This is a genomic window from Flavobacterium sp. LPB0248 (assembly GCF_013388355.1).
Classification (GTDB): Bacteria; Bacteroidota; Bacteroidia; order Flavobacteriales; family Flavobacteriaceae; genus Flavobacterium.
In genome coordinates, this window is record NZ_CP058246.1 from 756,804 (window position 1) to 781,623 (window position 24,820).

A 24,820-nucleotide genomic window follows, 5' to 3' on the forward strand; every position below is an offset into this window, starting at 1 on the left:
AAAAAAATGGAAATTAAACTATTTTGCCCAGCAACTATCGCCAATCTCTCATGCGGATTTGACGTATTGGGACTTTGCTTAGACAATGCGGGCGATGAAATGATTGTTCGAAAAGTCGATCAAAAAGGAGTTCGAATCACTAAAATTGTCGGTGCCGATTTGCCTTTGGAAACCGAGAAAAACGTTTCTGGAGTTGCTGCGCTGGCAATGCTGGAAACTTTGGACGAACTGGATTTTGGATTCGAAATCGAAATTTATAAACATATCAAAGCCGGAAGCGGAATCGGAAGCAGTGCTGCAAGTTCTGCTGGAGCGGTTTTCGGAATTAATGAATTATTAGGAAGACCGTATTCTCGTAAAGATTTAGTTCAGTTTGCGATGCAGGGCGAAAAATTAGCCAGCGGAAACGCGCATGCCGACAACGTTGCTCCTGCCCTTTTAGGCGGATTTACGTTGGTAAGAAGTTATGCACCGCTTGATATTATCAGAATTGATAGTCCAGAAGAATTGTACGCAACGGTAGTTCACCCGCAAATTGAGTTGAAAACATCTGACGCTCGTTCAGTTTTAAAACAAAACGTTTCCCTAAAAAGCGCCATCATGCAATGGGGAAATGTAGGCGGATTAGTAGCAGGTCTTTACACCAAAGATTACGAATTAATTGGACGTTCGCTTCATGACGAAATCGTTGAACCTTTAAGAAGTGTTTTAATCCCAGGTTTCGATCAAATCAAACAAACCGCCTATGAAAACGGCGCTTTAGGTTCTGGAATTTCAGGTTCTGGTCCATCAATATTCGCTTTAAGCAGAGGAAAAGAAACCGCAGAACAAATCGCAAAAGCCATGAGCGACGTTTATGAAAAAATGAATTTACCGTATGAAATTCATGTTTCGAAAATCAACCCTGATGGCGTAAGGATTTTGTAAAATGTGAAATGTATTAAGTAAGAAGAATTAAGTATTAAGAGTTATACGAGACGCTTGTCAGGCTGAGCCCTTCGTTCCTCAGGATAAACTCCGTCGAAGCCCTGCAAAGTATTGCACGCACAGTTTGTCATCCTGAGGAACGAAGGATCACACGAGAAGCTCGACAAAGAGTAGACACAAGGCATAGCCATGCAGTTTGTCATTTCGACGGAGGAGAAATCTCCACGAGAAGCTCGACAAAGATTGGATTAACGTTGCGGAGTTACTTGCGAAGATTTCTCGTTCCTCGAAATGACAAAAATGCTTAAAAATAACTATTGAAATAAAAAAATATAACCACAAAGCTTTGCGATCTCTGCGTTTTCAAAAGAAACCAATTCCTTGCGTGCTTTGCGGTTAAATAAAAAACAACCAATGAAATACTACAGTTTAAACCATAATGCCCCAAAAGTTTCTTTTCAAGAAGCTGTTATACAAGGATTAGCAACTGACAAAGGATTATATTTCCCAGAAAACATCACACCGCTTGATCCTTCATTTTTTGATAAAATCGAAAGTTTAAGCCACGAAGAAATTGCTTTTGAAGCGATTAAACAATTTGTTGGAGACGAAATCCCAGCAGAAAAACTAAAAGAAATCATTGCTGAAACTTTAGTTTTTGATTTTCCTGTTGTGAAAGTCGAAAACGGAATCTATTCGTTAGAATTATTTCACGGCCCAACAATGGCGTTTAAAGACGTTGGAGCGCGTTTTATGTCGCGTTGTCTGGGCTATTTCAACAAAGACAAAAAAGACGCTAAAAACACCGTTTTAGTAGCGACTTCTGGAGATACAGGCGGAGCTGTTGCAAGCGGATTTCTTGGCGTTGACGGCGTTGATGTTGTCATTTTATATCCGTCTGGAAAAGTGAGCGATATTCAGGAAAAACAATTGACGACTTTAGGGCAAAACATTAAAGCGCTTGAAGTTGACGGTGTTTTTGACGATTGTCAGGATATGGTAAAAAAAGCATTTTTAGATGAAACTTTAGCACATAAAAACCTGACTTCGGCAAATTCTATTAATATTGCGCGCTGGTTACCGCAAATGTTCTATTTCTTCTTTGCTTACAAAGCCTTGAAAAGCCAAAACAAACCTTTGGTTTTCTCTTGCCCAAGCGGAAACTTTGGGAATATCTGTGCGGGAATTATGGCAAAGAAATTAGGTTTGCCAATTGAGCATTTTGTAGCATCTACAAACGTAAACGACACCGTACCAAGATTCTTAGAAAACGGAAAATACGACCCAAAACCTTCTAAAGCAACAATTTCTAACGCCATGGACGTTGGAAACCCAAGTAACTTTATTAGAATTCAGGAATTATACAATAATGATTTAAAAGCTTTCGAAAAAGATTTTTCTTCTTATAGTTATACTGACGAAGAAACACTAGAAGCCCTAAAGAAAATCTACAAAACAGACGGTTATATTGCAGATCCACATGGCGCTGTTGGTTATTTAGGTTTGAAAAAAGAACTTGAAAAACACCCGAACGCCATTGGTATTTTCTTAGAAACGGCGCATCCTATTAAATTCTTAGATGTTGTTGAACCTGCGTTAGGAATTACACTTCCTATTCCTGCTCAAATTGAGAGTGTTATTAATGAGGAGAAAGTAAGTGTGAAGATTGGGACTTATGAGGAGTTGAAGGGGTTCTTGGGGTAAAAAAATCATCTCTATAATAAAAAATAAAAAACCATAGATTATATTATAATCTATGGTTTTTTATTTTGACAACTATTTTTAAAAGGACAAATCTTATATTTACTAAGTTAAATTGAATAAAAAATATAATTCGAAATGAGGTTTTTAAATAAAATAGCTAACCAATTGAGAGAAACAACTGAACCAAACATATATCAGACTGATCACACACAAACACCTGAAATATTCATTCTTATACAAGAGCATAAAAATGAAGAAGCCAAAAAACATTTAAAACATAATCCATCAGAAATATTTCTAAAAGGATGGATGGATAATACACCATTGCATATTGCATCGTTAAGTGGAAATTTTGAAATGGTTAAATATCTTTTGCATAAAGGGGCCAATGTTAATTCTGAGAGAAGTGGAATATATGCTACTCCATTATGTTGGGCAGATAATTATGAAATTGCTAAGTATCTTCTTGAAAAAGGTGCAACAATGAATGACAGAGAGCTTTTTTGTGCAACTCAGGAAAACAAGGCTGAAATAGTTGATTTATTATTGAGTAATGGTGCAAAAATAGACAAACAAGAACCTCAATATTTAAAGTGTAAATCAATTGAATGTGTGAAAATTTATTTAAAGCATAAAATTGAACTAAATGGTTGTGATGAAAACAAAAGCAATTTACTTCATAAGCTAGCTTGGCTTGATTTACCTGAAGTATTTGATTTCGTTTATAAAAATGGATGTGAATGGAAAAAAGACAGTAGCAGCAGAACACCATATTATTTAGCAAAACAAGGAAGGTGTGAAAGTATTTTAAATCATTTTGAAAAATACTATTCAGAAATAATCTCAAACAAAGTAACACATCTATCAACTGAAAATTATCATTACGAAAGAATATTTTTTATAAAAGAAAATCTCCTTAAATTATCAACTTTTATAGCGCTAACAAAAAATTCTAACTTAGTAAAGTATTCAAAATCTGGGAATGAAATTATAGTCAACCAAATTATAAATATTGATGTTCCTACAATTAGAAATTTTACTTTTGATTATCAAGGAAATATTATAGTTCCTACGGGAGATAATAAATTATTAATTATTGAGGAAGAATCTTTTAAACACACAAAAACTATAACATTACCAAAAGATTTAGTTTTAGATCAAATTACTTATCTTCCATCAAGAAGCTTATACATTGGCAGTTCTCAGAATTGGGAAATAGTCTTACTTTCTGAAAATTTTGAAATAATTAGCAAAACTAAAGCTGAAGATGGTACTCTTAGTCCCAAAACAAATCATAATAACTTGATTGCTTTTGATAGTTATGACCAAGAAACCTATTTTAATTTATATCATCTTAAAGAAGATTTGAGCGTTCAATTTATTCATTGCTTCTTTAAAGAATGGAATAACACTTCTAGCGGATTTGCATTCAATTCTAGTGAATTTGCCGTATCATTTCCAAATGAATTAGAATACTACTTATTTAAACATGATACTATTACTAAAATTTGGGAAATGGATATTTCGAAATACCATTCAAAACATGCTTTGAGCTATTTGGCTTTTAAAGATGAAAAGGTTATCCTTATCGGAAAAGGAAAGACTATATTATTCATTGATAAGCAAGAAAAGAAAATACTTAAAGAGATTCAATTAGACTTAGTTAACGAAATAAGAAATTTATATATTGATGAAAGTAAAGAGAATTTAATAATTTATACAGATAATGAAGTAAAATTAATCTTGCTGTAAAGTTTTGCTAACGACTTCCCTTCTCTAACTAGCGCGAGCATCTCGCTCGTGACCCCGATAGCGCGGATTTGCAATCCGTGCCCGCAACAGTGAGACACAAAACAAATCATTAAACGAAAATTATGCAAATTAATGTTTCTAGAAAGAGAACTTGCCAATCTTTGCGGGCACGGATTACAAATCCGCGCTATCGAGTCAAATTGAAAGTGTTATTAATGAGGAAAAAGTTAGTGTTAAGATTGGTACTTATGAGGAATTGAAGAGTTTCTTGGGATAGAAAAACATATAATAAATGATTAAAGCGAGTAAAAAATTTTTACTCGCTTTTTTTGTTACTACGGAAATCCGTAAAAATTAGCAATGAAAAATACATATATTTGAAAAACAAAAAACTAATTATCAACACCTTATAAAATTTCAAATTTAAATAAGATGAAATCATTTTCAGGTATTTCTTGGTTAGATTTCCCAAGACAACATTTTGACAGAATAAGAGAAGAAATATTATCTAAAGGAAAAGATTATATCCTTAAAATCGATGAAGATGAATTTATTGAATATTTAATTGAAAAATATAGACTTGAACCATTACAGATTCATCTTGAAACTGAATCAATTTCAGAACCGAAAAAAGAAATAGAGACCGTAAGAGATGATTGGGGGAGATATTTTGATGCTGAAGTATATTACTTTACTGTTAGTTACCAATTTACAGGAAGTGAAGAATTATTCTTTGTTCAATCAAATCCAACAACTTATATAAGCTATGATATAGAAGTGAAAAATAATAGAGTCTCATTTTCATTTTCAATTTACAAACAAAACGTTATAGAATTTAATAAAGCAAAGTCAAACGCCTATTCTTATGCATTTAATGATTTAGAAAGAATTAATAATAATGTACAGTCTATAAAAGGTTTTGAAAATGCCGTTAAGACCGCATTTCAAAATGAAAAAAATAAATTCAAACGGGAAAATGATTTTTTTACAGCTATAAATGTTAACGTTAATAAAGATACTGAATCCGTTTTTTCAATTCCAACTATTACAAAAAAAGACATTCCGCAACCTACAGTATCAAAAAACAAAGAATTTTCTAGCGAACCGACCATGGCAATAGAGATGTATAGAGATGTTTTGAAAGTAATATATGATTTAGGCAAAAGCATGGAAAAAAAACCTTCAACTTATCAAAATAAAGATGAAGAAGCTTTACGAGATCAAATCTTGTTGTTTTTAGAAACAAGATATGATGGAACAACTGCCACAGGAGAAACATTTAATCGTGGAGGAAAAACAGATATTATACTCAAATATGCTAATGACAACAGTAATGTATTTGTTGCGGAATGCAAATTTTGGCACGGTACTTCAGAGTTTTTAAAAGCAATTTCTCAATTATTTGATAGGTATTTAACTTGGAGAGATTCAAAAGTTGCTTTAATCTTATTTGTTACGAACAAAGACTTTAGTAATGTATTGAGCATAATTAAAGACGAAGTTATCAATCATGAATATTATGTTAGCTCTAATGGAGAAAAAGGAGAATCCTCTTTTAGTTATGTATTTAGACTGCCCCAAGATAAAAATAAAAAAGTTTTACTTGAAATAATAGCATTCCATTATGACAAATAAAAAGGAAATTATACAAAATTGCAACCTTTGTAAAACTCGAATTGCCGACAAACTCAACTCACACATAATTCCTAAATTTATGTGTAAACGGCTTTTCGAAGATGCAAATCCAAGACATAGCATTCAGGTTTCAAAAGATGGAATCCGAACTAAGCTTCAAGATATTCCAAAGGAAAATCATATTTTTTGTAGTTGGTGCGAGAAACGACTAGAAAAACTCGAAACATATTTCTCTAAAGTTTTTACAGAAGTAAATTCATTACAAAATGCTCGTAGAAAATATAAATTAGAAAATATCCAAAATCAGGAAATCTTACATTGCGAAGAAATTAGTCCCTCACTGTTTTATTTATTTTTATACTCTCTTATTTGGAGATGTTCAATTTCTAAAGACTTACTTTACGACACATTTTCAATTGAATCTCATATAGAGGAAGAAATTAGAGTTTTTCTCAATAACAATTTACAAGAATTGCATAGCGATTTATTAGAACATTCTAAAAAAATAGAAAATGTTCCAAATTATTATTTATGTTTAATTAAACCTAAATACAAAACTCGCGGAATATTTAGTGCATATAATTCCGGTCCAAACTCTTATGCTATTTATACCGTTGATTATGCTTTGTTCTTTTATACAAATGAAAAAGATTGCCCTATAGCGCATAAGCTTTTTGGAAACTCCATGAATGAAACTTTTAAAATTGTTATTGGAAGTGATGAAAGTTGGAAAAAACTGAATAATTTGGTAGTGCAAAATATGTTAGACTACAAAAAACCACTTGCGTAAGCAATAAAATATAAATAAAAAAAAGAGACCTCATCAAAGGTCTCTTCTCAATTTAATATATCTTCAAAAAAACGGTTTATTTCCCATTCAATAACTTCTCCAAATACTCCACTTTATCTTTTTCAGCTTGCACCAAACGTTCGTAAAGTTCAACCACTTTATCTAAAGGATTAAAAGTACAATTGGAATTGTAATCACCTGAAGCAATTGCACTATGATCTTGAAAAGTATTTCCAATAATATTAAAAACCGCTTCTTCCGAAAAGTTTTTAATTGCTTCAACAGAAACTCCAAGGGCTTTTGCTATCTCACTTAGTCTTGGTTCGTCAACCGTTTCGCTGTTTTCAATATTCGAAACCATCTGCTGACTTATGCCTAAAGCCAATGCTAGTGCATCCTGCTTCATATCTTTAAGCTCTCTAATACGGCTTATATTTCTGCCGATATGTTTTGGTTTTGTTGCTGTACTCATAATTCAAAGATATTTAAAATTCTTAAACAAAAATAAATTCCTGTAAAAAACAAAGTTGTTTTTGTAAGATACTATTTTCGTATTTTGTACGAATTGACAAATTCAAATTTAGTCAAAAAACATAAAACATTAGGCTAAAGCTATTTTCTAATGTAATTTTACACCTCACATTTCACATATCACATTTCACATTTCACAACAATATATGATTACAAAAGCAATACTAGAAGACATTCCAGCATTAACAACCTTAATAAATTCAGCTTACAGAGGCGAAACTTCTAAAAAAGGCTGGACAACCGAAGCGCATTTACTAGAAGGAAAAAGAACCGACGAACAAGAAATGGCCGAAATCTTTCTTGATCCAAAAAATACGATTCTGAAATTTACAGAGAATGACAAAATCATCGGTTCGGTTTTATTGGTTGAAAAAGGACATCAATTGTATCTTGGAATGCTAACCGTTTCGTCAGAACTTCAAAACAGTGGAATCGGGAAAAAGCTTTTGGCAGAAGCCGAAAATCATGCAAAATCTTTGGGATTATCAAATATCATTATGACGGTTATTTCAGTTCGTGATGAACTTGTGGCATGGTACAAACGTCATGGTTATGTAGATACAGGAAAACGTGAAGCTTTTCCTGAAAGCGAAATTCATACTACAGTTTCTGCTGAACCTTTGGAGTTTATCTATTTGGAGAAAGTGTTGTAGAGTTATACCACACAGATTCGTAAAGAATTACGCAGAGATTCGCTGAGTTTTATTTCATGCATTATATACCCAATCTTGTCATTTCGAGGAACGAGAAATCTTCGTAAGTAACTCCGCAACGAGAATCCAATCTTTGTAGAGCTTCTCGCGAAGATTTCTCGTTCCTCGAAATGACAAACTGTATGTAAACTTTGTCTAAAAAAACTTTGCTAGATTCTTTTTTTAGACTAACCTTACATTATCTTATATAACTTATATGGTTCAAAATAGTTACAACACGAGCTCTTCAAACAAACGACAAATTGTTTTCTCTAAATAAAATATTCAATAAATGAACATACAGCTTCTCTCTAAAAAAAACACTAAACCCTCTATTTGGAGCGGCGGATTGACGTATGAATATATGATTTATCCAAAAACCGCCATTTATGCCAATAGAGATTTTGCATTTAGAATAAGCAGCGCTACAATAGAGCAAACACCTTCAGAATTTACCAAATTTAAAGGCTATTACCGATACTTGATTATGCTCGATAACGACTTAGAGGTTGAGGTAAACGAAGAAAAAAAATCATACGGAAAATATGAAATCATGGAATTTAACTCAGATGATGAAGTAACTTCTTTCACCAAAGGCACTGATTTTAATTGGATGGTTTCTGAAAAAATATCCTATCATAAACTGGAAATTGCAAATGGCAATCTGAATTGTAATGCTGAAATGGTAATTGTATTTTCTTTAGATACAACCGTTATTACAATTAATGAGAAGCCGTACCATTTAGAACCTTATGATGTATTGGTTATTGAAAATCAAAAAAAAGAAAATATAAGCTTTCATTTTTCTAACGAATGCCTTTTTGGAATATTGAATTTTTAATTCTTGCCACGAAGGCACGAAGACTCGAAGTTTTTATTTTTAATCGCGCAGAGTCGGAAAATGCAAAGTTTTTTGATAAAGTTTCCCATGCAGTTTGTCATTTCGAGGAACGAGAAATCACACGCGCATATCGACAAAGATTGGCGAAATACTTTGTCAAGTTTCTAGTGTGATTTCTCGTTCCTCGAAATGACAAAAAATGAGAATAAAACTTCGCGCCTTTGCTCTCGATGACTATCGGGATTGCGAGATTTTTTTAAGCAACGTGAGACGCACCGCAATGCGTCTCTACAGAAAAACCTTTGTCACTTTGCATCTCTGCACCTTTGAACCTCAAAAACTAAGAAACCGTTCTCTTAATCTTCGAAAGAAACTCGTGCGAAACGCCTAAATAGGAAGACAAATTTTTATTGTTTATCGAAGTTACTTTTTGCGGGTAACGTTCTTTAAAATCCAAATAACGCTGTTTGGAGGTTTTATTTAGCACATCTAAAAGCCGCTGCTGAATAGCGACATTGGCACGTTCGATCATCAGGACATGAAACTTAATGAGTTTCGGAATTACAGCAAACAAATACGCTTTTTGCATTTTATTGATGACTACTATTTCGCTGTCTTCTATGGCTTTAATATTGTATGTGGTTGGTTTTTGATGGTAAAAACTTTCCAGATCGCAAATCCATTCGTCTTCGAATGAGAAGAAAATAACGGTTTCTGTTCCGTTTTCGTTTAGAATGTAGGTTTTGAAAGATCCCTTCAAAATAAATCCTTCATAACTGCTATTGGAGTTCTGGACTTGTAGGAATTGATTTTTCTTCAGTTTAATGAGTTCTGCTTTGGAAACAATAATATTCCATTCTTCATCTGTGAGCGGAATCTTTCGCTCAATGTTTGCTCTTAGTAGGTTGTACATCTTGTGGTTTTTGTGGTTTTTGGTGAGGTTAAATTTGTTTTTTCAACTCATTATTAATTAGGGGCTTAAATTAATGTAATCGATTACGTAAAAATAGACATAAAATACATTTTTGTAAATTTAGAAGTGTTAAAAAAACATATTTCATAGATTTTTTTACGAAAGTTTGAACTTGTTCAACTTTTTTCCTACAAATAATATTGAGTTTTGCGTTGTTAACTTATTAAATAACCAAACTTTAATTATGAACTTAAAATCAACACTTTCAATGTTCGCTGCAGCATTGATTTTCGGATTTACGGCATGTAACTCTGAAGAAATCGCTTCAAACACAGAAGCAAGTATTCAACCAACAAACGAAACATCGATTGATGCTTCTGCAACCAATCCGACTGGTAAAATCGGAAACTGCGCTGAGGTGCCAGGATGGGCTTCTCAAAACGGCGGAACAACTGGTGGTGGTTCTGCTGCCGAAACTACAGTTACCACATACGCTCAACTAAAATCGGCTGTAGAAAACACGGCTGTAAAAGTGATTAAGGTTTCCGGAACAATTACAATTACGGCTAGATTGTCTTTTCAGGATCAAACCGGAAAAACTATTTACGGTGCAAGCGGTGCCAAATTAGTTTCTACTGACCAAACTAAAGACGGTTCTGGAATTTTCAATATCAAACGATGCAAAAACATCATCATCAGAAACTTGATTTTTGAAGGCCCTGGCGCTTACGATACTGACGGATGGGATAATGCTGTTCTAGACGAATGTACAAATGTGTGGATTGACCACTGCGAATTTAGAGATGGTGTTGACGGAAACTTCGACATCAAAAACAAATCAGATTATATTTCGGTTACCTATACTAAATTCCATTACCTAAAACCTCCAAAAGCGGGCGGTTCTGGAGGATCAGATGATCATAGATATTCAAATTTAATTGGTTCAAGCGATGGCGCAACTGCTGATCGCGGAAAATTGAGAATCACTTTTGCAAGGTGCTGGTGGGCTCCAGGCTGTAGAGAAAGAATGCCAAGAGTTCGTTTTGGACAAGTGCATATCCTAAACAGTTTCTTTAACAGCACCGTAAGCAATAAATGTATTGCTGCAGGATTTGAAGCAAACATTCGCGTAGAAAGCAATGTTTTTGAAGGCGTAAAAAACCCAATCGAATTAATGACTGGCTTTACAGCAGTTACTTCTACGAGCAATATATTTACAAGTGTAACAGGAACTCAAGCTGGAAGCGGAACGGCTTTTACTCCGCCATATTCTATCGTAAAATTGGCTAATACTGCCGTTAAAGCTGATGTTTCTGCAAATGCAGGACCTACTTTAGGCGGTAACGTTTGTGGTTCTTTCTAAAAAGAATCACCCTTAAAAATAAGTTATTTTTAGTTTTTAAACCACGGATTACATTTAGATGTAGTTCGTGGTTTTTATTTTCTTGCCACGAGGACGCGAAGACACTAAGTTTTTTTTAATCTCGCAAAGTCGCAGAGCCGCAAAGTATTAGATAAAGTTTCCATCCAGTTTGTCATTTCGACGAAGGAGAAATCTCCGCTAGAAGCTCTACAAAGATTTGGATTATCGTTGCGGAGTTACTTGTGGAGATTTCTCCTTCGTCGAAATGACAAGATTGAGAAACAAAAATCATTTTAATCCATTTAATCTGTGGCAAACAAATAGACGCACTACAGTGCGTCTCTACAGAAAAACCTTTGTCCCTTTGAACCTCTGCTCCTTTGAACCTCCTTAAAGAACCAACTCTTCAAACAAACGTTGAATCGTTTTCTCCAAATCCTGAGTCAATCCAGGATGAGGTCTTGAGGTTTGAATTGCCGAACTTCTAATGGCTGTTAACCATCTAAAACGTTCTGGAATCTCAAATTCGGCAATTGGACCGCCGTCTTTGGCTCCGTTGGCGATTTTTACCAATGAAGTTAAATTACATTCTAACTGTTCGATGTCGAAATCGGCAGAAAGCGCTTGAATTTTTTCTTTATTTAAATGAAAAAGAACCTTTATAAATTTGGCTTTTTTGCAAAACAAAATGATTCCGATATTCAGGAATTCTTCGCGCTCTACCCTTGGCACAACGCGAATAACAGCATATTCGTATAAGTGATTATCTTGCATTTTGCGCCTGATTTACAAATATTTCTGAATTCTCTAATCTTGTTTTTAAAAACTGCAGATACACATTTCTCAATCCTTCTGGAGTTTCATCGGCATCTTCCCATTGCAGCCAGTCTAGCGGAATTGTATTGACAATTTCTTCTAAAACTTCTGGAGTCAAAATCGCTTTAAACTCAGCATCAACTTCTTTTAAAAGTGAAGCTTGAGGCAATAAAACGTGATCTTTTATCAATGCGAATGGACTTTTAGCATGCTGTTCCCAGTTATGCCAAGAATGATGAAAATACAGACATGCACCGTGATCAATCAGCCATAATTCTTTATGCCAAATCAACATATTGGTGTTTCTGAAAGTCCTGTCAACATTGGTGATATAAGCATCTAGCCAAACAATCTGAGAAGCTAATTTAGCATCTACGGTTGTTACAGCAGGATCAAAAGTAATAGCTCCAGATAAAAAGTGTAATGCTAAGTTTAATCCTTGACTTCCTTGCAATAAGTCTTGAATTTCTTCATCGGCTTCGGTTCTTCCAAAAGCTTCGTCGAGATTGGCGAATACTAATTCTGGCAATTGTAACTTTAAGGCTTTAGCGATTTGTCCGCCCACTAATTCGGCGATTAAGGCTTTTACGCCGTGTCCGGCACCTCTAAATTTTAATACGTATTTAAAGTCGTCATCGGCTTCTGCTAATGCGGGTAAAGAACCGCCTTCGCGTAGTGGCGTTATATATCGCATGACGTTTACTGTTCTGAGATCGAAATTGTTTTTCATTTTTTTAAGATTCTAAGATTCTAAGAAACTAAGTTGCTAAGTCTCTAATCTTGGATGTTACAAACTTACGTTTTTTTGATTTTAGATTGTAGAGGATAGATTTTAGATTTTTTTTAAAACTGATAAGTTTTTTTGTAGCGCAAAGTTCACGGAGGTTTTACACAAAGAGCACTGAGTTTTTTTGAGTTTGCTTTGCTTTTTTTAAGGTCACAAAGTTTTTTATTGCAGAATAAAACATTTGGCTTTTCATCTTGAGAAACGAAGGATCACAGTAGTAGCTCGACAAAGATTGGCAAATTACTTTATGGTTACTGTGCGGAGTTTCTTGTGTGATCCTTCGTTCCTCAGGATGACAAAACGTACAACTAATTATCTAATTGACACATTCTCTAATTTTCTAATTTTCTAATTCAAGAAAAACTTTTCCTAAGTACTTAATAATGGTAGAAGCCGTAAAAGACTCATAACCTGTTTTGGGTAAAGCTAAATCGGCTGTTAATCCGTGGAGGTAAACGCCCATTTTGGAAGCATATTTGGGTTCGTAGCCTTGTGCTAGAAGACTTGTCAGGATTCCGGTTAGAACGTCGCCACTTCCTGCGGTTGCAAGTGCTGCGTTTCCGCTTGTATTTTCATAGACAGAAGTTCTATTGATAATGTAAGTTGGTGCGCCTTTCATGACTACAATGACTTTGTATTTTTCTGAAAAAGCGATTGTTTTTTGGAATTTCTCGGCTTCTGAATTCCACTTTCCAATCAAACGTTCTAATTCTTTTGGGTGTGGTGTTAGAATGGTGTCTTCTGGAACTAATTCTAACCAAGATAAGTTTTCTGAGATAATATTCAACGCATCGGCATCTAGAACTAAAGGCGCTTTATTGACTCTTAAAAATTCAAACAAGGCTTTTTGCGTTCCGAGCTCCTTCCCTATTCCGGGTCCGATTCCGACTGCTTGCGGAATTAATGGTAAATGTATATTGGTTATAAAATTCACGTTTTCATCGGTTGTCACCATTACTTCTGGAATGGAGATTTGAAGTATTTGATAACCACATTTGGGAACAAAAGCTGTTACGAGTCCGCAGCCTGTTTTTAGGCAGGATTTTGAAGCTAAAACCGCCGCTCCTATTTTGCCATAACTTCCGGCAATAATCACCGCATGACCTTGTGTTCCTTTATGAGTTTGAGGATTTACGGGTTTGTATAATTTCTGAATCTCTTCTTTATTAATTAAATACGGTGATTTCATTTGAATACTTTTATATAATAAAATTACGTAAAAAATCGAAATCCTGATTGTTCTTTTGAAACTGTTAGCCCTAGCCCAGATTACTTCACTATATTTCTATTTTTTATTGGAGTTCAGTGAACTTCGTTTGTAGTGGCATCTCCCGAGTTAGAAAAACAAGGCTCTTTAGCCGTAGTTTTTGTTTATCGGGAATATAGCGGATAGCAGGAAATAGCTCCTAATTATTGCGAAATTTATAATTTAAGCTCTTTTAATTTGATATTTTTTGAATAGATTTGCAAAACAATTTTATAAAACAACACAATGAAAAATACTGCGCTTACGCACATACATGAAGGTCTAGGAGCAAAAATGCTTCCTTTTGCTGGTTACAATATGCCTATTACTTATGAAGGGGTTAATGCAGAACACGAAACGGTTCGTAATGGTGTGGGCGTTTTTGACGTTTCGCACATGGGTGAATTTTTATTGACGGGTCCAAATGCACTAGCTTTGATTCAAAAAGTGACTTCAAACGATGCTTCTACTTTGACGATTGGAAGAGCACAATATTCTTGTCTTCCAAATAACGAAGGCGGAATTGTTGACGATTTGATTATTTATAAAATGAAAGAGGAAGAGTATTTACTTGTTGTAAATGCTTCTAATATTGAAAAAGACTGGAACTGGATTACTTCTCACAATGATTTAGGAGTTGAAATGAAGAATCTTTCTGACGAATATTCTTTATTAGCAATTCAAGGGCCAAAAGCTGTTGAAGCTATGCAACCATTAACTTCTATCGATTTATCTGCAATTACGTATTACCATTTTGAAGTAGCTGATTTTGCTGGATTTAATGACGTAATTATTTCTGCTACTGGTTATACTGGTTCTGGCGGATTTGAGATTTACTGCAAAAATGCTGATGCTGAAGCTATCTGGAACAAAGTTTTTGAAGCTGGAGCTGCATTTGGAATTAAACCGATTGGTCTTGCTGCTCGTGATACTTTGCGTTTGGAAATGGGATTCTGCCTTTACGGAAATGACATTAACGACACTACTTCTCCGCTTGAAGCTGGTTTAGGATGGATTACAAAATTTACTAAAGATTTTACTAATTCTGAAGCGCTTAAAAAACAAAAAGAAGCAGGTGTTACTAGAAAATTAATTGCTTTTGAAATGCAAGAACGTGCGGTGCCAAGACACGATTACGAAATTGTTGATGGTTCTGGAGCGGTAATCGGTATTGTAACTTCTGGAACTATGTCTCCTTCTATGAATAAAGGAATTGGTCTAGGATATGTAACTGTTGCAAATAGTGCTGTTGACAGCGATATTTTTATTAGAATCAGAAAAAATGATGTTCCTGCAAAAGTGGTAAAATTACCTTTTTACAAGAAATAAGTTTTGACTTCATAATTTAAAGAATGCGTTACGATTGTAACGCATTTTTTTTGCTTTAAAATAGGCAAATTCAAGTTAAATCATTTGGTTCGCGTTCGTTTAACGATTAAAAACTTTTTGTTGTCGATATTTTGCTAAAAATACTACAATTTGTAAAAAAATTGATGTAACTTTAATCATGAACCCATGAATTTCCATTTATGAAAAAGATTTCACTACTCCTTTTTTTGCTGACATCAACTATATCCATTGGTCAGAACAGCGCAGAAACTTGTGAAATATTAAACAAAATAAATGCGCTTATTCAAGCAGAACACTTAAGGCCAAAACCAGTTGATGACAGTTTATCTGTGTTCGTTTTTGACAATTTAATTAACGAACTTGATCCTTCACGCAATATTTTTTTTAAGAGTGAATACGATGAGCTAGCTCAAAAATACCGCTACAATTTAGACGATCTGATTCTAAAGAATGATTGCAGTTTTCTTACTGATATAAAAGCAGTGTATATAAATGGCCTTGTACGCACTAAAAAAGTCTTAGAAAAAATTCAAACAATCCCTATTGATTACGCTAAGAAAGATACAATCCGTTTTTACAAGAAGTCTTTTGCTTTTTATTTAAAGAAAGAAGACATGGAAAAGGTTTGGATGAAAAAGATACGCTATCAAATCTTGGATGATATTTCTGAGATGAGCGAGAATTTAGATTCTGTAAAAGCTAATTTCAAATCGATCGAACAAGCTTCTAAAAATCAAATTCTTACGAATGAAATCTGCCGTTTTTCAACTTTACTTGAAAATAACAGCAAACAAGAAGAAAAATTATACAATTTCTTTTGTACGTATTTTGATCCGCATACCGCTTATTTTAGCGATGACTCTAAAACAAGTTTTGTTGCTTCTTTATCCAAAGAGCATTTGTCACTTGGAATGACAGTAAACCTCAACGAGAAAAACGAAATTATTATTGATGAAGTTGACCCAAACGGGCCAGCGTATCAGACAGGACAAATAAAAAAAGGTGATCAGATTATTTCGATATCCAATCAGAAAGAAACGCTTCAGGTATCGTGCGCTTCGTTAGAGTCTATATCGACCATGATTTTATCTGAGAGCAACAAAAATATTACGCTTACCTTAAAACGCAACTCAGGAAAAAGTTTTGATGTTTATATTGAAAAACAAATGATGAAAGATGAAGAAAATTCAGTTTTCAGTTTCATCATTGGCAAAGACAGTAAAATAGGTTATATAAAAATTCCGAGTTTTTATGCAGATCTTGATGGCACCAGTAGAAAAGGCTGTGCCGATGACGTTGCGCGTGAGGTTATAAAACTGCAGAGAGATAGTATAAAAGGTCTCGTAATTGACCTTATTGACAACGGTGGCGGTTCTATGGAAGAAGCTATAAAACTGGCTGGAATGTTTGTAGATTATGGTCCGCTTTCTATTGTAATTGATAACAAAAAAGAGAAATCTGTAATTAATGACCCTTTTAAAGGAGTAATTTACAGAGGACCAATCGTAGTTTTGGTTAACAGCAATACGGCTTCGGCAAGCGAATTTTTTTCTTCGATCATGCAAGACTATAATCGTGCACTTTTATTAGGAAGCACTACATTAGGAAAAGCAACCATGCAGACTATTCTTCCGCTTGACGAAGAAAAAAACACTGATTTCTTAAAAATAACAATCAATAAATTTTACAGGATTACGGGCAAAAGCCACCAATACATTGGCGTAAAACCAGATGTGGTGCTTCCTGAATTCTATGAGGATATTTACCAGAAAGAAAGTGATTTCCCGACAGCCATAAAAAATGACAGCATCGAACCTTTCCTAAAGTATAAAACGTATGTGAAGCGAAATTTAATCGATAAAATTGCTAAAAACAGTTCAGCAAGATTGTCAGACAATTACTTTTTCAACAATATTAAAAAGATAAATCTTAAAATAGATCAAATTGTGAACGCTCCAAAAGCGGAAATTCCGATGACATTAGATGCGGTTTTCAAACAGAAAAAGACATTAAGTGCACTTTGGACAGAGATCAATACTTTTAATGACGAAAACAATCCGCTTGATGTGTACAATTCGAGTGTGAATCAGTTTCTTCTAGGAGCTTATCCAAATGACAAAACGATTAATCAATATCAGATGGACAATCTTAAAACCAATCCGTACCTCAACGAAGCCGTAAATATCATTAACGAATTTAATGGAGGGATTAAGTAGTTTGTTTCAGGTTTCAGGTTTAACTGCAAAGTACGCTAAGGTTTACGCAAAGCACACAAAGAAATTTTTAAGTTAAGGCATAAAATAAAAAAGTTCACAAAGCTATATAAATAAAACTTTGCGAACCTTGCGTAAACCTTCGCGTACTTTGCGGTTAAAATCAGCGTAAGCCATTCAACTTGAAACCTGAAACTTGAAACAAAAAAGAACAATTTTGTTTTTGTAAAAATTAGGAAAACCGTATTTTTGCATCACAAAACTAAAAATTAGAAATGGGAAGAGCGTTCGAATTTAGAAAAGGAAGAAAAATGAAACGTTGGTCAGCAATGGCCAAAACATTTACCAGAATTGGTAAAGATATCGTAATGGCTGTTAAAGAAGGCGGACCAAACCCAGATGCCAATTCTAGATTAAGAGCTGTTATACAGAATGCAAAGGCCGCAAACATGCCTAAAGACAATGTGGAGCGCGCTATTAAAAATGCAAGTAATAAAGATACTGCCAACTATAAAGAAATCTTGTTTGAAGGATATGCTCCTCACGGAATTGCAATCTTAATTGAAACTGCTTCTGATAACAATAATAGAACTGTAGCTAACATTCGTAGTTATTTCAACAAATGCAACGGAACAATGGGAACTCAAGGTTCTGTTGAGTTTATGTTTGATCACACTTGCAACTTCAGAATTGCGAAAGATGGTATCGACGCAGAAGAATTAGAGTTAGAATTAATTGATTTTGGTGCTGAGGAAGTTTTTGAAGACGAAGATGGAATCTTAATCTATGCTCCTTTTGGAAGTTTTGGTGCTTTACAAAAAGAATTAGAAAACAGAGGTCTTGAAATCCTTTCTTCTGGTTTTGAGCGTATTCCGCAAATTACTAAAGAATTGACTGAAGCTCAAATCGCTGATGTTGAGAAACTAATCGAGAAAATCGAAGAAGATGATGACGTTATGAACGTTTATCATACCATGAAAGAAGAATAGTCTTTCTATAAAATATATTTCAAAAGCTCTGGATTTTTCTGGGGCTTTTTTGTTTCACTTTTCAATAAGGCAAATCATCAACAGAAATATTGATAAAATCCGGTTCTGGAGTTATTTCAAACTGAACTGCCTTAATTTCTTCATGCCCTTCGAGCAAAGCTTTAATTATTCTATGCATTCCGTCCATTAAGCGTCCATCTGCACATAAAATAATTGGATATGTTAACTCTGCTTCCTGAACAAGTTTCATATGACTAAGGACATCAGCACAAGTTGGCAAATTGGTATTATGCTCGAACCAGTAAGGTTCATTTACTTCTTTTATATCACACAATAAAACACTTTTAACGATTAGTTTTTTAGACAATTCAATTAGTCGATGAACATCCCAGGCTTTTAGTCCTTGCTCGCTTTTCCGTAGGTTATATTGTTTTCTCATCATAATTAATTAATTAAACATGCAATAAAGCAATTTATTACTACAAAATAAAAAATTAAGATAGATTTACATCCATTCAAATAAAAAATTATATTTGCTAATATCAGATATAAACTAACTTAAATCTTAATTTATGCAATCATCAAAATTTATGAAATTTGCTGTAATAGCACTTGTAATCTTATTTATTGTGATTAGTGTTATTAGCTAAAAAAAATACAAGTCTTTTGGTTTTCAGAAGACTTTTTTATTTGTTTGCATTATAAAATTCTCAAGGCCAACACAAAATGAAAGAGAAAATTGTTTTTCATGGTTTTATATTAATAATTTTTCTCATTTTCCTTCAGCGAATTGTCATTAATGTAATCTATACAAACGAAAATAATCTTGGGGAAGGCAAAATTTATGACAGTAGCTCTTACAAGAGAGGTGCTAATTCTGCCAGAACATATTCTTATTCCATTATAGGTAAAGATGGAATAAAATATGAAGATAGTGGCAATAGCGACACCAATCAATATGGTTTTTTAATTGGAGATCAAGTTGTGTTTAGAAAACTTCATAATGGAGATTCAAAAGCTGTCCGTATGATAAAACGAAATGGAGAACAAGTCCGGAATTATTATGGCTTTGTAGATTACGCCAGTTTTATTTCTGTGATACTTATAGTTCTTGGCTATATTTATATTCCTAAACTGCTGAAAACTTAAAGCCAAATTCTCTGAGCTAATTATGACCAAAATTTCAATTATAAAAAAAATACAATTAGGTGGCGGAAGGTCGCTTCCAATTGAAACTCCTGATTCTGAAGTACATTTTAATTTCTACTGCGGAAACGGACGAATAAAACATGAAGCTATTATTTCTTTTAAAACCTCTAATTTCTTAAGTTCATTAATCAAAACTGGCGTGATAACCAATCAGGATTTAGCCCAAAACAATATTATTAAGTTAGAATACTTAGAAAATCCCAATACAGCAATTTCATTTAGGTATCAAATTTGTAATTTTAAAGATTGTCAGAACACTTATCTTTTAATTTTTGATATTCATGAAAATAGAGGTTATTATGGCTTTTATATATATGGAGTTTTACAGATAGAAAATAATTTTTTATAAAATTAATTCTACTTACAAATCATTCGAGAAATCATTATTCGCGTAATAATAGTTTTTAAAAAACAGAAGCAAATCTTCTGCGTCAAGTGAAGATTTATTTTTGTTTAATGTACTGCTGATAATATCATTATCTTCCACTTTTTCGATTTTCCAAATATCATCTTCATTAACCAATACTAGAAAAATCCATTCGTTGCAGTATTTAGAACAAAAAGTTATTCTTTCCTTTCCGTCTCTCTTTTTCTTGTCCAAATGAACAAAACCTGTAAATCCAATTAATAAAAACTTTTCTTTTATTGTCATATTACTGTGTAAATATTCAGGAGATCAAAACTAAAATAAACTCGGTTAAGATTATTATTTGAACTCATTTTAAACTAAACTTAGATCAAACTAAAGATAACATTTAGATTATATTTGCAACACCTCAAATAAATTTAAACTTAAAAATGCAAGTATCAAAAATCACCCGAATTGCTGTCGTAGTATTAGTTCTTTTGTTCTTAGTATTAAGCGTAATCAGCTGCAGTACACATACACATACTCAAACTTATACGCCTGCGCCATCTGGCAAAAAAATACCACCAGGACAAGCCAAAAAAATGAATGGAGATAAAAGCGCTAAAGCGTATGCTCCTGGTCAGCAGAAAAAGAGATAAAAACAGACCTTCTGAATTTCAGAAGGTTTTTTGTTTGAATTTTAAACAAAAGTCAATTCCGTTTTCCCTAAAAAGAATAAATAATGAAGTATAAATTTGTAAAATATAATTATTTCGATGAAAGAGATAATACCAACAAATCAACATCCCTAATGTTTATTGAAAATGAAGATAAGTATGGAGTGTACTTTTCTACGGAAATTAAAAACTTAAATATTAAATATTTAAACGATATAGTTAACTCTCTAGAACAAATCTTACAGGGAGAATTACAATATTACGAATTTGGATATGAAGCTTATAGTATTGAATGCAAAAATGATATTTCATCTATAATAGATATTTATAACAATTATGAATCAATTACAGAAATTTCAACACAAGAAATCTATGAATTTATTCGAGATTGGAGAAATCATTTAATTGCTAATCCAGATAAATAATTGATCTCTAAAATAGCAATCAGCATAATAAACTAAAACAAAAAAAGCCTTCTGGAAATTTCAGAAGGCTTTTTTTGTTATATTAAAATCAAATAGGAACTTTACTTTTTCGCATTCGTATTAATAACCTTAATCAAATAAGTCCCTTCAGGCAAATCGGTTATATTGGAAGCATTAGCACTCATTATTTGTTTTCCTTGCGAAAAAACCTCAATAGTTTTAGTGCTTTTATTGTTTTCTGCTGGAGCGCTGACAGGTGCAGAAGCTTTTACAGGTGTAACAACCGTTTTTTTAGGTGCATTTTCAGTATTAGTAGCCAAAGGAACAGCTTGAGATACCGCAGAAGTGCTTGGTTTTGAGCTATTATACGCTTCTCTAACCTGTTCGTCTGTCATAGCAACACTATACAATCTTAAATCGTCAATATCTGCATTAATACTCGTTGAAGTATTTAATTTCCCTAGATTTAAAATATAGCCCTTGGCTGAACGCTGAATTCCTTCTACCGATTTTAACAATTCGCCATTACGATAAATTTTTGATACATTTCCATCATAAGTGACACTATACATATACCATGTCTCTTTTACTAATGGCACTGAAACTATTACACTATTTGTGTCTCCCCAACCCACTAAACTTAAATCTGCACTGCCTCCAGTTACCGGCTGATGCACCAAACCAAAATATTGTCCATTTACCGCTGTACCGTATCCAAAGATGTAATTCGGAATATTAACTGCATTAAATTTTACCCAAATCGATATTGTTTTTGGTTTATTATCCTGAGGAAGCTCTCCTACTACTGCCTGATAAGCCTTGTTTGCAAGTCGTAAGGCACTTTTAGGGCTCCCCATTCTGTCATTTACAAAAACTGGAGTACCCAAAAAAGAAATGGTATTATCGGCACTGTTTAAATTTCCGTTGAAATTAAATTCTTGCACCGGATTTTGCGCATTAGCAGTTAAAAAATTTACAAACATTAAAGTGAGTAATATTTTTTTCATAATTATAGCTTTTATCAGAATAGTTTTGGGTTAAGGCAAATAGTATTTGATTTTAAAATTTAAACGATTAAGATTTACAATTTTAAAATTTCGTTTATTATTTTTAAAAAATCTGTTAAAACTATAATTAAAATTCAGCATATCCAAACCATTCCTACATAGAAATACACAATTCTCACAAAAATACTCTTATAGCTCGAATACCATTCTTTCAAATTGTTTTAAACTCAATCTAATTTGTCAGCAGTAATTGAAAACATTCAAAACACTAATTTTTTATAATTCTATCTTACATTGCATTTTTATTTCTAACTTTAATATTACAAGCTGTAAATCAAAGAAATAAACTCAAATATGAAGAGAACTATATTTCTATTTTTTCTTTTGTTTTTCTTAAAAATCAGTGCGCAAATTTCTGATACTCTTGTCTTAAAAAACAATGATATCATTGTTGGCGAAATAAAAACAATGAACAAAGGCATATTACAAATAGAAACTGATTACAGCAAAGAGGATTTTAAATTAGAATGGAAACATGTTAAAAGTATCACCTCTGATCGGATTTATATCATTAATCTTTCAAATGGAGATTTATTAAATGGGAAAATCAACAAAAACGAAACTCCCATTAAATGCGAAATCACCGATGTTGAAACGCAAACCAAAAGAACTGTTTATCTTACTGATATTGTGCACATTAAACCTGTTGACGAAAATTTTTGGCATAGACTTGATGCTAGTTTCGACGCAGGAATCAAATTGACTAAAGCACAAAGTTTGCAGCAATTGACAATAAATGTAAATTTAGGCTACACTGCAAAAAAATGGTACGGAACTGCAACCTACAAACAAATCCAATCCATACAGGATGATAGTGATCCTATACGAAGGATTGATACCGATGTCAGCTATATCCATTTACTGCCAAAAGACTATTTTATTCCGCTATCTGTTGTAACTTTAAAAAATACAGAACAAGATATTGATCTTCGTGTTGTCTCAAAAGCAGGTTACGGAAAATACCTTATACATAGCAATAAAAAATACTGGGGAATTGCTTCCGGATTATCTTTTAACCACGAACGCTTTACTGGAACTGCAACTCCTAATAAAAGTTTGGAATTATTTCTAGGAAGCGACCTTAACTTGTATGATATTGGAGATTTTAGCATTCAATCTAAAGTGAATTTTTTTCCGAGTTTAACAGAAAGCAAAAGAATACGTGCCGATTTTTCTGTAGATACCAAATATGATTTACCGTTAGATTTCTTCATCAAACTTTCGTTTGTTTACAACTATGATAACAAACCAAAGCCAGGCGCATCAAAAGATGATTATGTATTTCAGACTACTTTTGGATGGAAATTAGACTAAAAAAAAGCCTTCTGAATACAGAAAGCTTTCATTACTATTCCAAAAACCCAATTGCATGCGCAATAAAAAACTAACTAACATTTAAAAAGTAAACTAAAAAACCATTTATTTTGAAGTAATTTTTTTCGATGGAGTACTTGTAATTTTTAATAAATAAGTCCCTTCTGGAAGATCGCTTAAATTCGTTGCATTACTTCCCACTATTTTTTGCCCTTGCGAATAAACCTCAATGCTTTTTGCTGTTCCGTTAACATCACCCGAAGTAATTATTGTTTGATTTGGTTTTGCTTTCACTGCAGTTTTTGTTGTCTTCGCCTCTGTAGCCACTGCCATTAAATTAGCTGCTTTTTCGTTCTCATATAACTCATTTACTTGATCTGGAGTCAAAGCTACATTATAGATCTTTAAATCGTCAATATCTGCATTAATTCCCACCGTCGTATTGATTTCGCCCAATCTAAAAATATTTCCATTAGTAGATCTTGCCATACCTTCCAGGTACTTTAATAATTTACCATCACGATATATCTTAGAAGTCGTACCTTCATATGTAATAGTATAATTGTACCACACATTCTTTTCAAGCGATGTAGAGACAATTACATCATTAGAAGCACCCCAAGCAGCCAAACTCAAATCAGAGTTAGAAGAAGTTGTTCCTTGCTGTAATAAGCCGCAATATTGTGCATTAAGAGGATTTCCGTAACCCCAAACATAGTTTGGATTCGAAATATCATTGAATTTAACCCAAATGCTAATTGTTCTTGAACTCTTTCCTTGAGGCAAGTTATCAATTACGGCTTCTAAAGCTTTATTATTTAATCGTTGAGCTCCTTTTACAACTCCTGCTCTGTCAGCCACGAAATTGTTGGTTCCGATAAATGAGATGGTGTTTGCTGTATTGTTTAAAGTTCCATTAAAGTTAAATTCCTGAATCGGTGTTTGCGCATTCACATTCAAAAAACTTACAAACAATACTGCTAGTAGTAATTTTTTCATAATAGTAGATTTTAGGGATTAAACAACTTATGTTATTTTAACACCTCTAAACTAGATTATTATGATTTTGAGCGGAAATATTTCCGACAACTGACCTAAATACTCGTTAAAGTACTACTTTTCAACAATTTTATCAACAAATAACTTTTACACAAAATCACAAATACTATTAAATTATTAAATTAAAATTATTAAAAATCATAATTTCCTACGTATAAATACGGTATATTC

General features: G+C 33.2%; 25 protein-coding genes. 16 read left to right on the forward strand and 9 right to left on the reverse strand.

Features of this window, described 5'->3' with window-relative positions; all coding sequences use genetic code 11:
• Positions 1–6 precede the first annotated feature (6 nt).
• The 5 genes from LPB248_RS02985 to LPB248_RS03005 all read left to right on the forward strand — a co-directional run bounded on the left by LPB248_RS02985 (position 7) and on the right by LPB248_RS03005 (position 6,808).
• Positions 7–927, forward strand: coding sequence for a homoserine kinase (locus tag LPB248_RS02985; protein WP_177210114.1), 921 nt, complete (start codon positions 7–9; stop codon positions 925–927).
• A gap of 414 nt (positions 928–1,341) precedes the next feature.
• Complete coding sequence (gene thrC, locus LPB248_RS02990; protein WP_177210115.1) at positions 1,342–2,631, forward strand: threonine synthase; 1,290 nt, start codon at positions 1,342–1,344, stop codon at positions 2,629–2,631.
• Between the two features lie 135 nt (positions 2,632–2,766).
• The gene (locus LPB248_RS02995; protein ID WP_218279848.1) at positions 2,767–4,383 is read left to right on the forward strand and encodes an ankyrin repeat domain-containing protein; all 1,617 of its coding nucleotides are present in this window, start codon (positions 2,767–2,769) and stop codon (positions 4,381–4,383) included.
• 432 nt (positions 4,384–4,815) lie between these two features.
• Complete coding sequence (locus LPB248_RS03000; RefSeq protein WP_177210117.1) at positions 4,816–6,018, forward strand: hypothetical protein; 1,203 nt, start codon at positions 4,816–4,818, stop codon at positions 6,016–6,018.
• Positions 6,008–6,808: a hypothetical protein gene (locus LPB248_RS03005; protein WP_177210118.1), complete on the forward strand. Its 801-nt coding sequence runs from the start codon at positions 6,008–6,010 to the stop codon at positions 6,806–6,808. Before LPB248_RS03000 ends, LPB248_RS03005 begins: the two co-directional genes overlap by 11 nt.
• A gap of 76 nt (positions 6,809–6,884) precedes the next feature.
• On the opposite strand, the gene LPB248_RS03010 is transcribed toward LPB248_RS03005, so the two are convergent.
• Entirely contained in the window at positions 6,885–7,280 is a 396-nt protein-coding gene (locus LPB248_RS03010; RefSeq protein WP_177210119.1) for a helix-turn-helix domain-containing protein, read from the reverse strand.
• A gap of 205 nt (positions 7,281–7,485) precedes the next feature.
• On the opposite strand from LPB248_RS03010, the gene LPB248_RS03015 reads away from it, so the two are divergent.
• Entirely contained in the window at positions 7,486–7,992 is a 507-nt protein-coding gene (locus LPB248_RS03015; RefSeq protein WP_177210120.1) for a GNAT family N-acetyltransferase, read from the forward strand.
• A gap of 331 nt (positions 7,993–8,323) precedes the next feature.
• Positions 8,324–8,872 (forward strand): HutD family protein, encoded by a 549-nt coding sequence (locus LPB248_RS03020; RefSeq protein WP_177210121.1) that lies wholly within the window; start codon positions 8,324–8,326, stop codon positions 8,870–8,872.
• Positions 8,873–9,212: 340 nt separating this feature from the next.
• Here the strand turns inward: LPB248_RS03020 and LPB248_RS03025 are convergent, their stop codons facing one another.
• Positions 9,213–9,785, reverse strand: a complete 573-nt coding sequence (locus LPB248_RS03025) for a Crp/Fnr family transcriptional regulator (protein ID WP_177210122.1) — start codon at positions 9,783–9,785, stop codon at positions 9,213–9,215.
• Positions 9,786–10,029: 244 nt separating this feature from the next.
• Here LPB248_RS03025 and LPB248_RS03030 point away from each other — a divergent pair, with 244 nt between their 5' ends.
• On the forward strand, positions 10,030–11,148 hold the full coding sequence (locus tag LPB248_RS03030; protein WP_177210123.1) for a polysaccharide lyase family 1 protein: 1,119 nt from the start codon (positions 10,030–10,032) through the stop codon (positions 11,146–11,148).
• Positions 11,149–11,538: 390 nt separating this feature from the next.
• Here the strand turns inward: LPB248_RS03030 and LPB248_RS03035 are convergent, their stop codons facing one another.
• The 3 genes from LPB248_RS03035 to LPB248_RS03045 all read right to left on the reverse strand — a co-directional run bounded on the left by LPB248_RS03035 (position 11,539) and on the right by LPB248_RS03045 (position 13,940).
• Positions 11,539–11,922 (reverse strand): DUF3037 domain-containing protein, encoded by a 384-nt coding sequence (locus LPB248_RS03035; protein ID WP_177210124.1) that lies wholly within the window; start codon positions 11,920–11,922, stop codon positions 11,539–11,541.
• Positions 11,912–12,694: a HipA family kinase gene (locus tag LPB248_RS03040; protein ID WP_177210125.1), complete on the reverse strand. Its 783-nt coding sequence runs from the start codon at positions 12,692–12,694 to the stop codon at positions 11,912–11,914. The genes LPB248_RS03035 and LPB248_RS03040 overlap by 11 nt, the downstream gene beginning before the upstream one ends.
• A gap of 397 nt (positions 12,695–13,091) precedes the next feature.
• A complete protein-coding gene (locus LPB248_RS03045; RefSeq protein ID WP_177210126.1) occupies positions 13,092–13,940 on the reverse strand; it encodes an NAD(P)H-hydrate dehydratase in 849 nt (282 codons plus the stop codon).
• A 303-nt stretch (positions 13,941–14,243) separates the two neighbouring features.
• Between LPB248_RS03045 and gcvT the strand changes: the two genes are divergently transcribed.
• The 3 genes from gcvT (at position 14,244) to LPB248_RS03060 (ending at position 18,549) form a co-directional block, all read left to right on the forward strand.
• Positions 14,244–15,326, forward strand: a complete 1,083-nt coding sequence (gcvT, locus tag LPB248_RS03050) for a glycine cleavage system aminomethyltransferase GcvT (protein WP_177210127.1) — start codon at positions 14,244–14,246, stop codon at positions 15,324–15,326.
• A gap of 200 nt (positions 15,327–15,526) precedes the next feature.
• Positions 15,527–17,563: a S41 family peptidase gene (locus LPB248_RS03055; protein WP_177210128.1), complete on the forward strand. Its 2,037-nt coding sequence runs from the start codon at positions 15,527–15,529 to the stop codon at positions 17,561–17,563.
• A 272-nt stretch (positions 17,564–17,835) separates the two neighbouring features.
• The gene (locus LPB248_RS03060; protein ID WP_012024626.1) at positions 17,836–18,549 is read left to right on the forward strand and encodes a YebC/PmpR family DNA-binding transcriptional regulator; all 714 of its coding nucleotides are present in this window, start codon (positions 17,836–17,838) and stop codon (positions 18,547–18,549) included.
• 61 nt (positions 18,550–18,610) lie between these two features.
• Here LPB248_RS03060 and LPB248_RS03065 read toward each other — a convergent pair whose 3' ends face one another.
• Complete coding sequence (locus LPB248_RS03065; RefSeq protein WP_236673013.1) at positions 18,611–18,883, reverse strand: hypothetical protein; 273 nt, start codon at positions 18,881–18,883, stop codon at positions 18,611–18,613.
• 392 nt (positions 18,884–19,275) lie between these two features.
• Between LPB248_RS03065 and LPB248_RS03070 the strand changes: the two genes are divergently transcribed.
• Together LPB248_RS03070 and LPB248_RS03075 are read left to right on the forward strand one after the other, a co-directional pair.
• Entirely contained in the window at positions 19,276–19,698 is a 423-nt protein-coding gene (locus tag LPB248_RS03070) for a hypothetical protein (RefSeq protein ID WP_177210129.1), read from the forward strand.
• A gap of 22 nt (positions 19,699–19,720) precedes the next feature.
• Positions 19,721–20,107: a hypothetical protein gene (locus LPB248_RS03075; RefSeq protein WP_177210130.1), complete on the forward strand. Its 387-nt coding sequence runs from the start codon at positions 19,721–19,723 to the stop codon at positions 20,105–20,107.
• Positions 20,108–20,119: 12 nt separating this feature from the next.
• Here LPB248_RS03075 and LPB248_RS03080 read toward each other — a convergent pair whose 3' ends face one another.
• Positions 20,120–20,410 (reverse strand): hypothetical protein, encoded by a 291-nt coding sequence (locus tag LPB248_RS03080; protein WP_177210131.1) that lies wholly within the window; start codon positions 20,408–20,410, stop codon positions 20,120–20,122.
• 146 nt (positions 20,411–20,556) lie between these two features.
• Between LPB248_RS03080 and LPB248_RS03085 the strand changes: the two genes are divergently transcribed.
• Positions 20,557–20,766 carry a hypothetical protein gene (locus LPB248_RS03085; protein WP_177210132.1) on the forward strand — a complete coding sequence of 70 codons (210 nt, stop codon included), beginning with the start codon at positions 20,557–20,559 and terminating at the stop codon, positions 20,764–20,766.
• An 83-nt stretch (positions 20,767–20,849) separates the two neighbouring features.
• Complete coding sequence (locus tag LPB248_RS03090) at positions 20,850–21,209, forward strand: hypothetical protein (RefSeq protein WP_177210133.1); 360 nt, start codon at positions 20,850–20,852, stop codon at positions 21,207–21,209.
• Positions 21,210–21,310: 101 nt separating this feature from the next.
• On the opposite strand, the gene LPB248_RS03095 is transcribed toward LPB248_RS03090, so the two are convergent.
• Positions 21,311–22,216 carry a LamG domain-containing protein gene (locus LPB248_RS03095; protein ID WP_255463000.1) on the reverse strand — a complete coding sequence of 302 codons (906 nt, stop codon included), beginning with the start codon at positions 22,214–22,216 and terminating at the stop codon, positions 21,311–21,313.
• A 354-nt stretch (positions 22,217–22,570) separates the two neighbouring features.
• On the opposite strand from LPB248_RS03095, the gene LPB248_RS03100 reads away from it, so the two are divergent.
• Entirely contained in the window at positions 22,571–23,590 is a 1,020-nt protein-coding gene (locus LPB248_RS03100) for a DUF481 domain-containing protein (RefSeq protein WP_177210134.1), read from the forward strand.
• Between the two features lie 105 nt (positions 23,591–23,695).
• Here the strand turns inward: LPB248_RS03100 and LPB248_RS03105 are convergent, their stop codons facing one another.
• On the reverse strand, positions 23,696–24,589 hold the full coding sequence (locus tag LPB248_RS03105) for a LamG domain-containing protein (RefSeq protein ID WP_177210135.1): 894 nt from the start codon (positions 24,587–24,589) through the stop codon (positions 23,696–23,698).
• Positions 24,590–24,820 lie beyond the last annotated feature (231 nt).

What these genes read in the sequence shown, in the direction of transcription:
- LPB248_RS02985 (WP_177210114.1), top strand. Translation starts at nt 7, where the DNA reads ATGGAAATTAAACTATTTTGCCCAGCAACTATCGCCAATCTCTCATGC.
- thrC (WP_177210115.1), top strand. Translation starts at nt 1,342, where the DNA reads ATGAAATACTACAGTTTAAACCATAATGCCCCAAAAGTTTCTTTTCAA.
- LPB248_RS02995 (WP_218279848.1), top strand. Translation starts at nt 2,767, where the DNA reads ATGAGGTTTTTAAATAAAATAGCTAACCAATTGAGAGAAACAACTGAA.
- LPB248_RS03000 (WP_177210117.1), top strand. Translation starts at nt 4,816, where the DNA reads ATGAAATCATTTTCAGGTATTTCTTGGTTAGATTTCCCAAGACAACAT.
- LPB248_RS03005 (WP_177210118.1), top strand. Translation starts at nt 6,008, where the DNA reads ATGACAAATAAAAAGGAAATTATACAAAATTGCAACCTTTGTAAAACT.
- LPB248_RS03010 (WP_177210119.1), bottom strand. Translation starts at nt 7,280, where the DNA reads ATGAGTACAGCAACAAAACCAAAACATATCGGCAGAAATATAAGCCGT.
- LPB248_RS03015 (WP_177210120.1), top strand. Translation starts at nt 7,486, where the DNA reads ATGATTACAAAAGCAATACTAGAAGACATTCCAGCATTAACAACCTTA.
- LPB248_RS03020 (WP_177210121.1), top strand. Translation starts at nt 8,324, where the DNA reads ATGAACATACAGCTTCTCTCTAAAAAAAACACTAAACCCTCTATTTGG.
- LPB248_RS03025 (WP_177210122.1), bottom strand. Translation starts at nt 9,785, where the DNA reads ATGTACAACCTACTAAGAGCAAACATTGAGCGAAAGATTCCGCTCACA.
- LPB248_RS03030 (WP_177210123.1), top strand. Translation starts at nt 10,030, where the DNA reads ATGAACTTAAAATCAACACTTTCAATGTTCGCTGCAGCATTGATTTTC.
- LPB248_RS03035 (WP_177210124.1), bottom strand. Translation starts at nt 11,922, where the DNA reads ATGCAAGATAATCACTTATACGAATATGCTGTTATTCGCGTTGTGCCA.
- LPB248_RS03040 (WP_177210125.1), bottom strand. Translation starts at nt 12,694, where the DNA reads ATGAAAAACAATTTCGATCTCAGAACAGTAAACGTCATGCGATATATA.
- LPB248_RS03045 (WP_177210126.1), bottom strand. Translation starts at nt 13,940, where the DNA reads ATGAAATCACCGTATTTAATTAATAAAGAAGAGATTCAGAAATTATAC.
- gcvT (WP_177210127.1), top strand. Translation starts at nt 14,244, where the DNA reads ATGAAAAATACTGCGCTTACGCACATACATGAAGGTCTAGGAGCAAAA.
- LPB248_RS03055 (WP_177210128.1), top strand. Translation starts at nt 15,527, where the DNA reads ATGAAAAAGATTTCACTACTCCTTTTTTTGCTGACATCAACTATATCC.
- LPB248_RS03060 (WP_012024626.1), top strand. Translation starts at nt 17,836, where the DNA reads ATGGGAAGAGCGTTCGAATTTAGAAAAGGAAGAAAAATGAAACGTTGG.
- LPB248_RS03070 (WP_177210129.1), top strand. Translation starts at nt 19,276, where the DNA reads ATGAAAGAGAAAATTGTTTTTCATGGTTTTATATTAATAATTTTTCTC.
- LPB248_RS03075 (WP_177210130.1), top strand. Translation starts at nt 19,721, where the DNA reads ATGACCAAAATTTCAATTATAAAAAAAATACAATTAGGTGGCGGAAGG.
- LPB248_RS03080 (WP_177210131.1), bottom strand. Translation starts at nt 20,410, where the DNA reads ATGACAATAAAAGAAAAGTTTTTATTAATTGGATTTACAGGTTTTGTT.
- LPB248_RS03085 (WP_177210132.1), top strand. Translation starts at nt 20,557, where the DNA reads ATGCAAGTATCAAAAATCACCCGAATTGCTGTCGTAGTATTAGTTCTT.
- LPB248_RS03090 (WP_177210133.1), top strand. Translation starts at nt 20,850, where the DNA reads ATGAAGTATAAATTTGTAAAATATAATTATTTCGATGAAAGAGATAAT.
- LPB248_RS03095 (WP_255463000.1), bottom strand. Translation starts at nt 22,216, where the DNA reads ATGAAAAAAATATTACTCACTTTAATGTTTGTAAATTTTTTAACTGCT.
- LPB248_RS03100 (WP_177210134.1), top strand. Translation starts at nt 22,571, where the DNA reads ATGAAGAGAACTATATTTCTATTTTTTCTTTTGTTTTTCTTAAAAATC.
- LPB248_RS03105 (WP_177210135.1), bottom strand. Translation starts at nt 24,589, where the DNA reads ATGAAAAAATTACTACTAGCAGTATTGTTTGTAAGTTTTTTGAATGTG.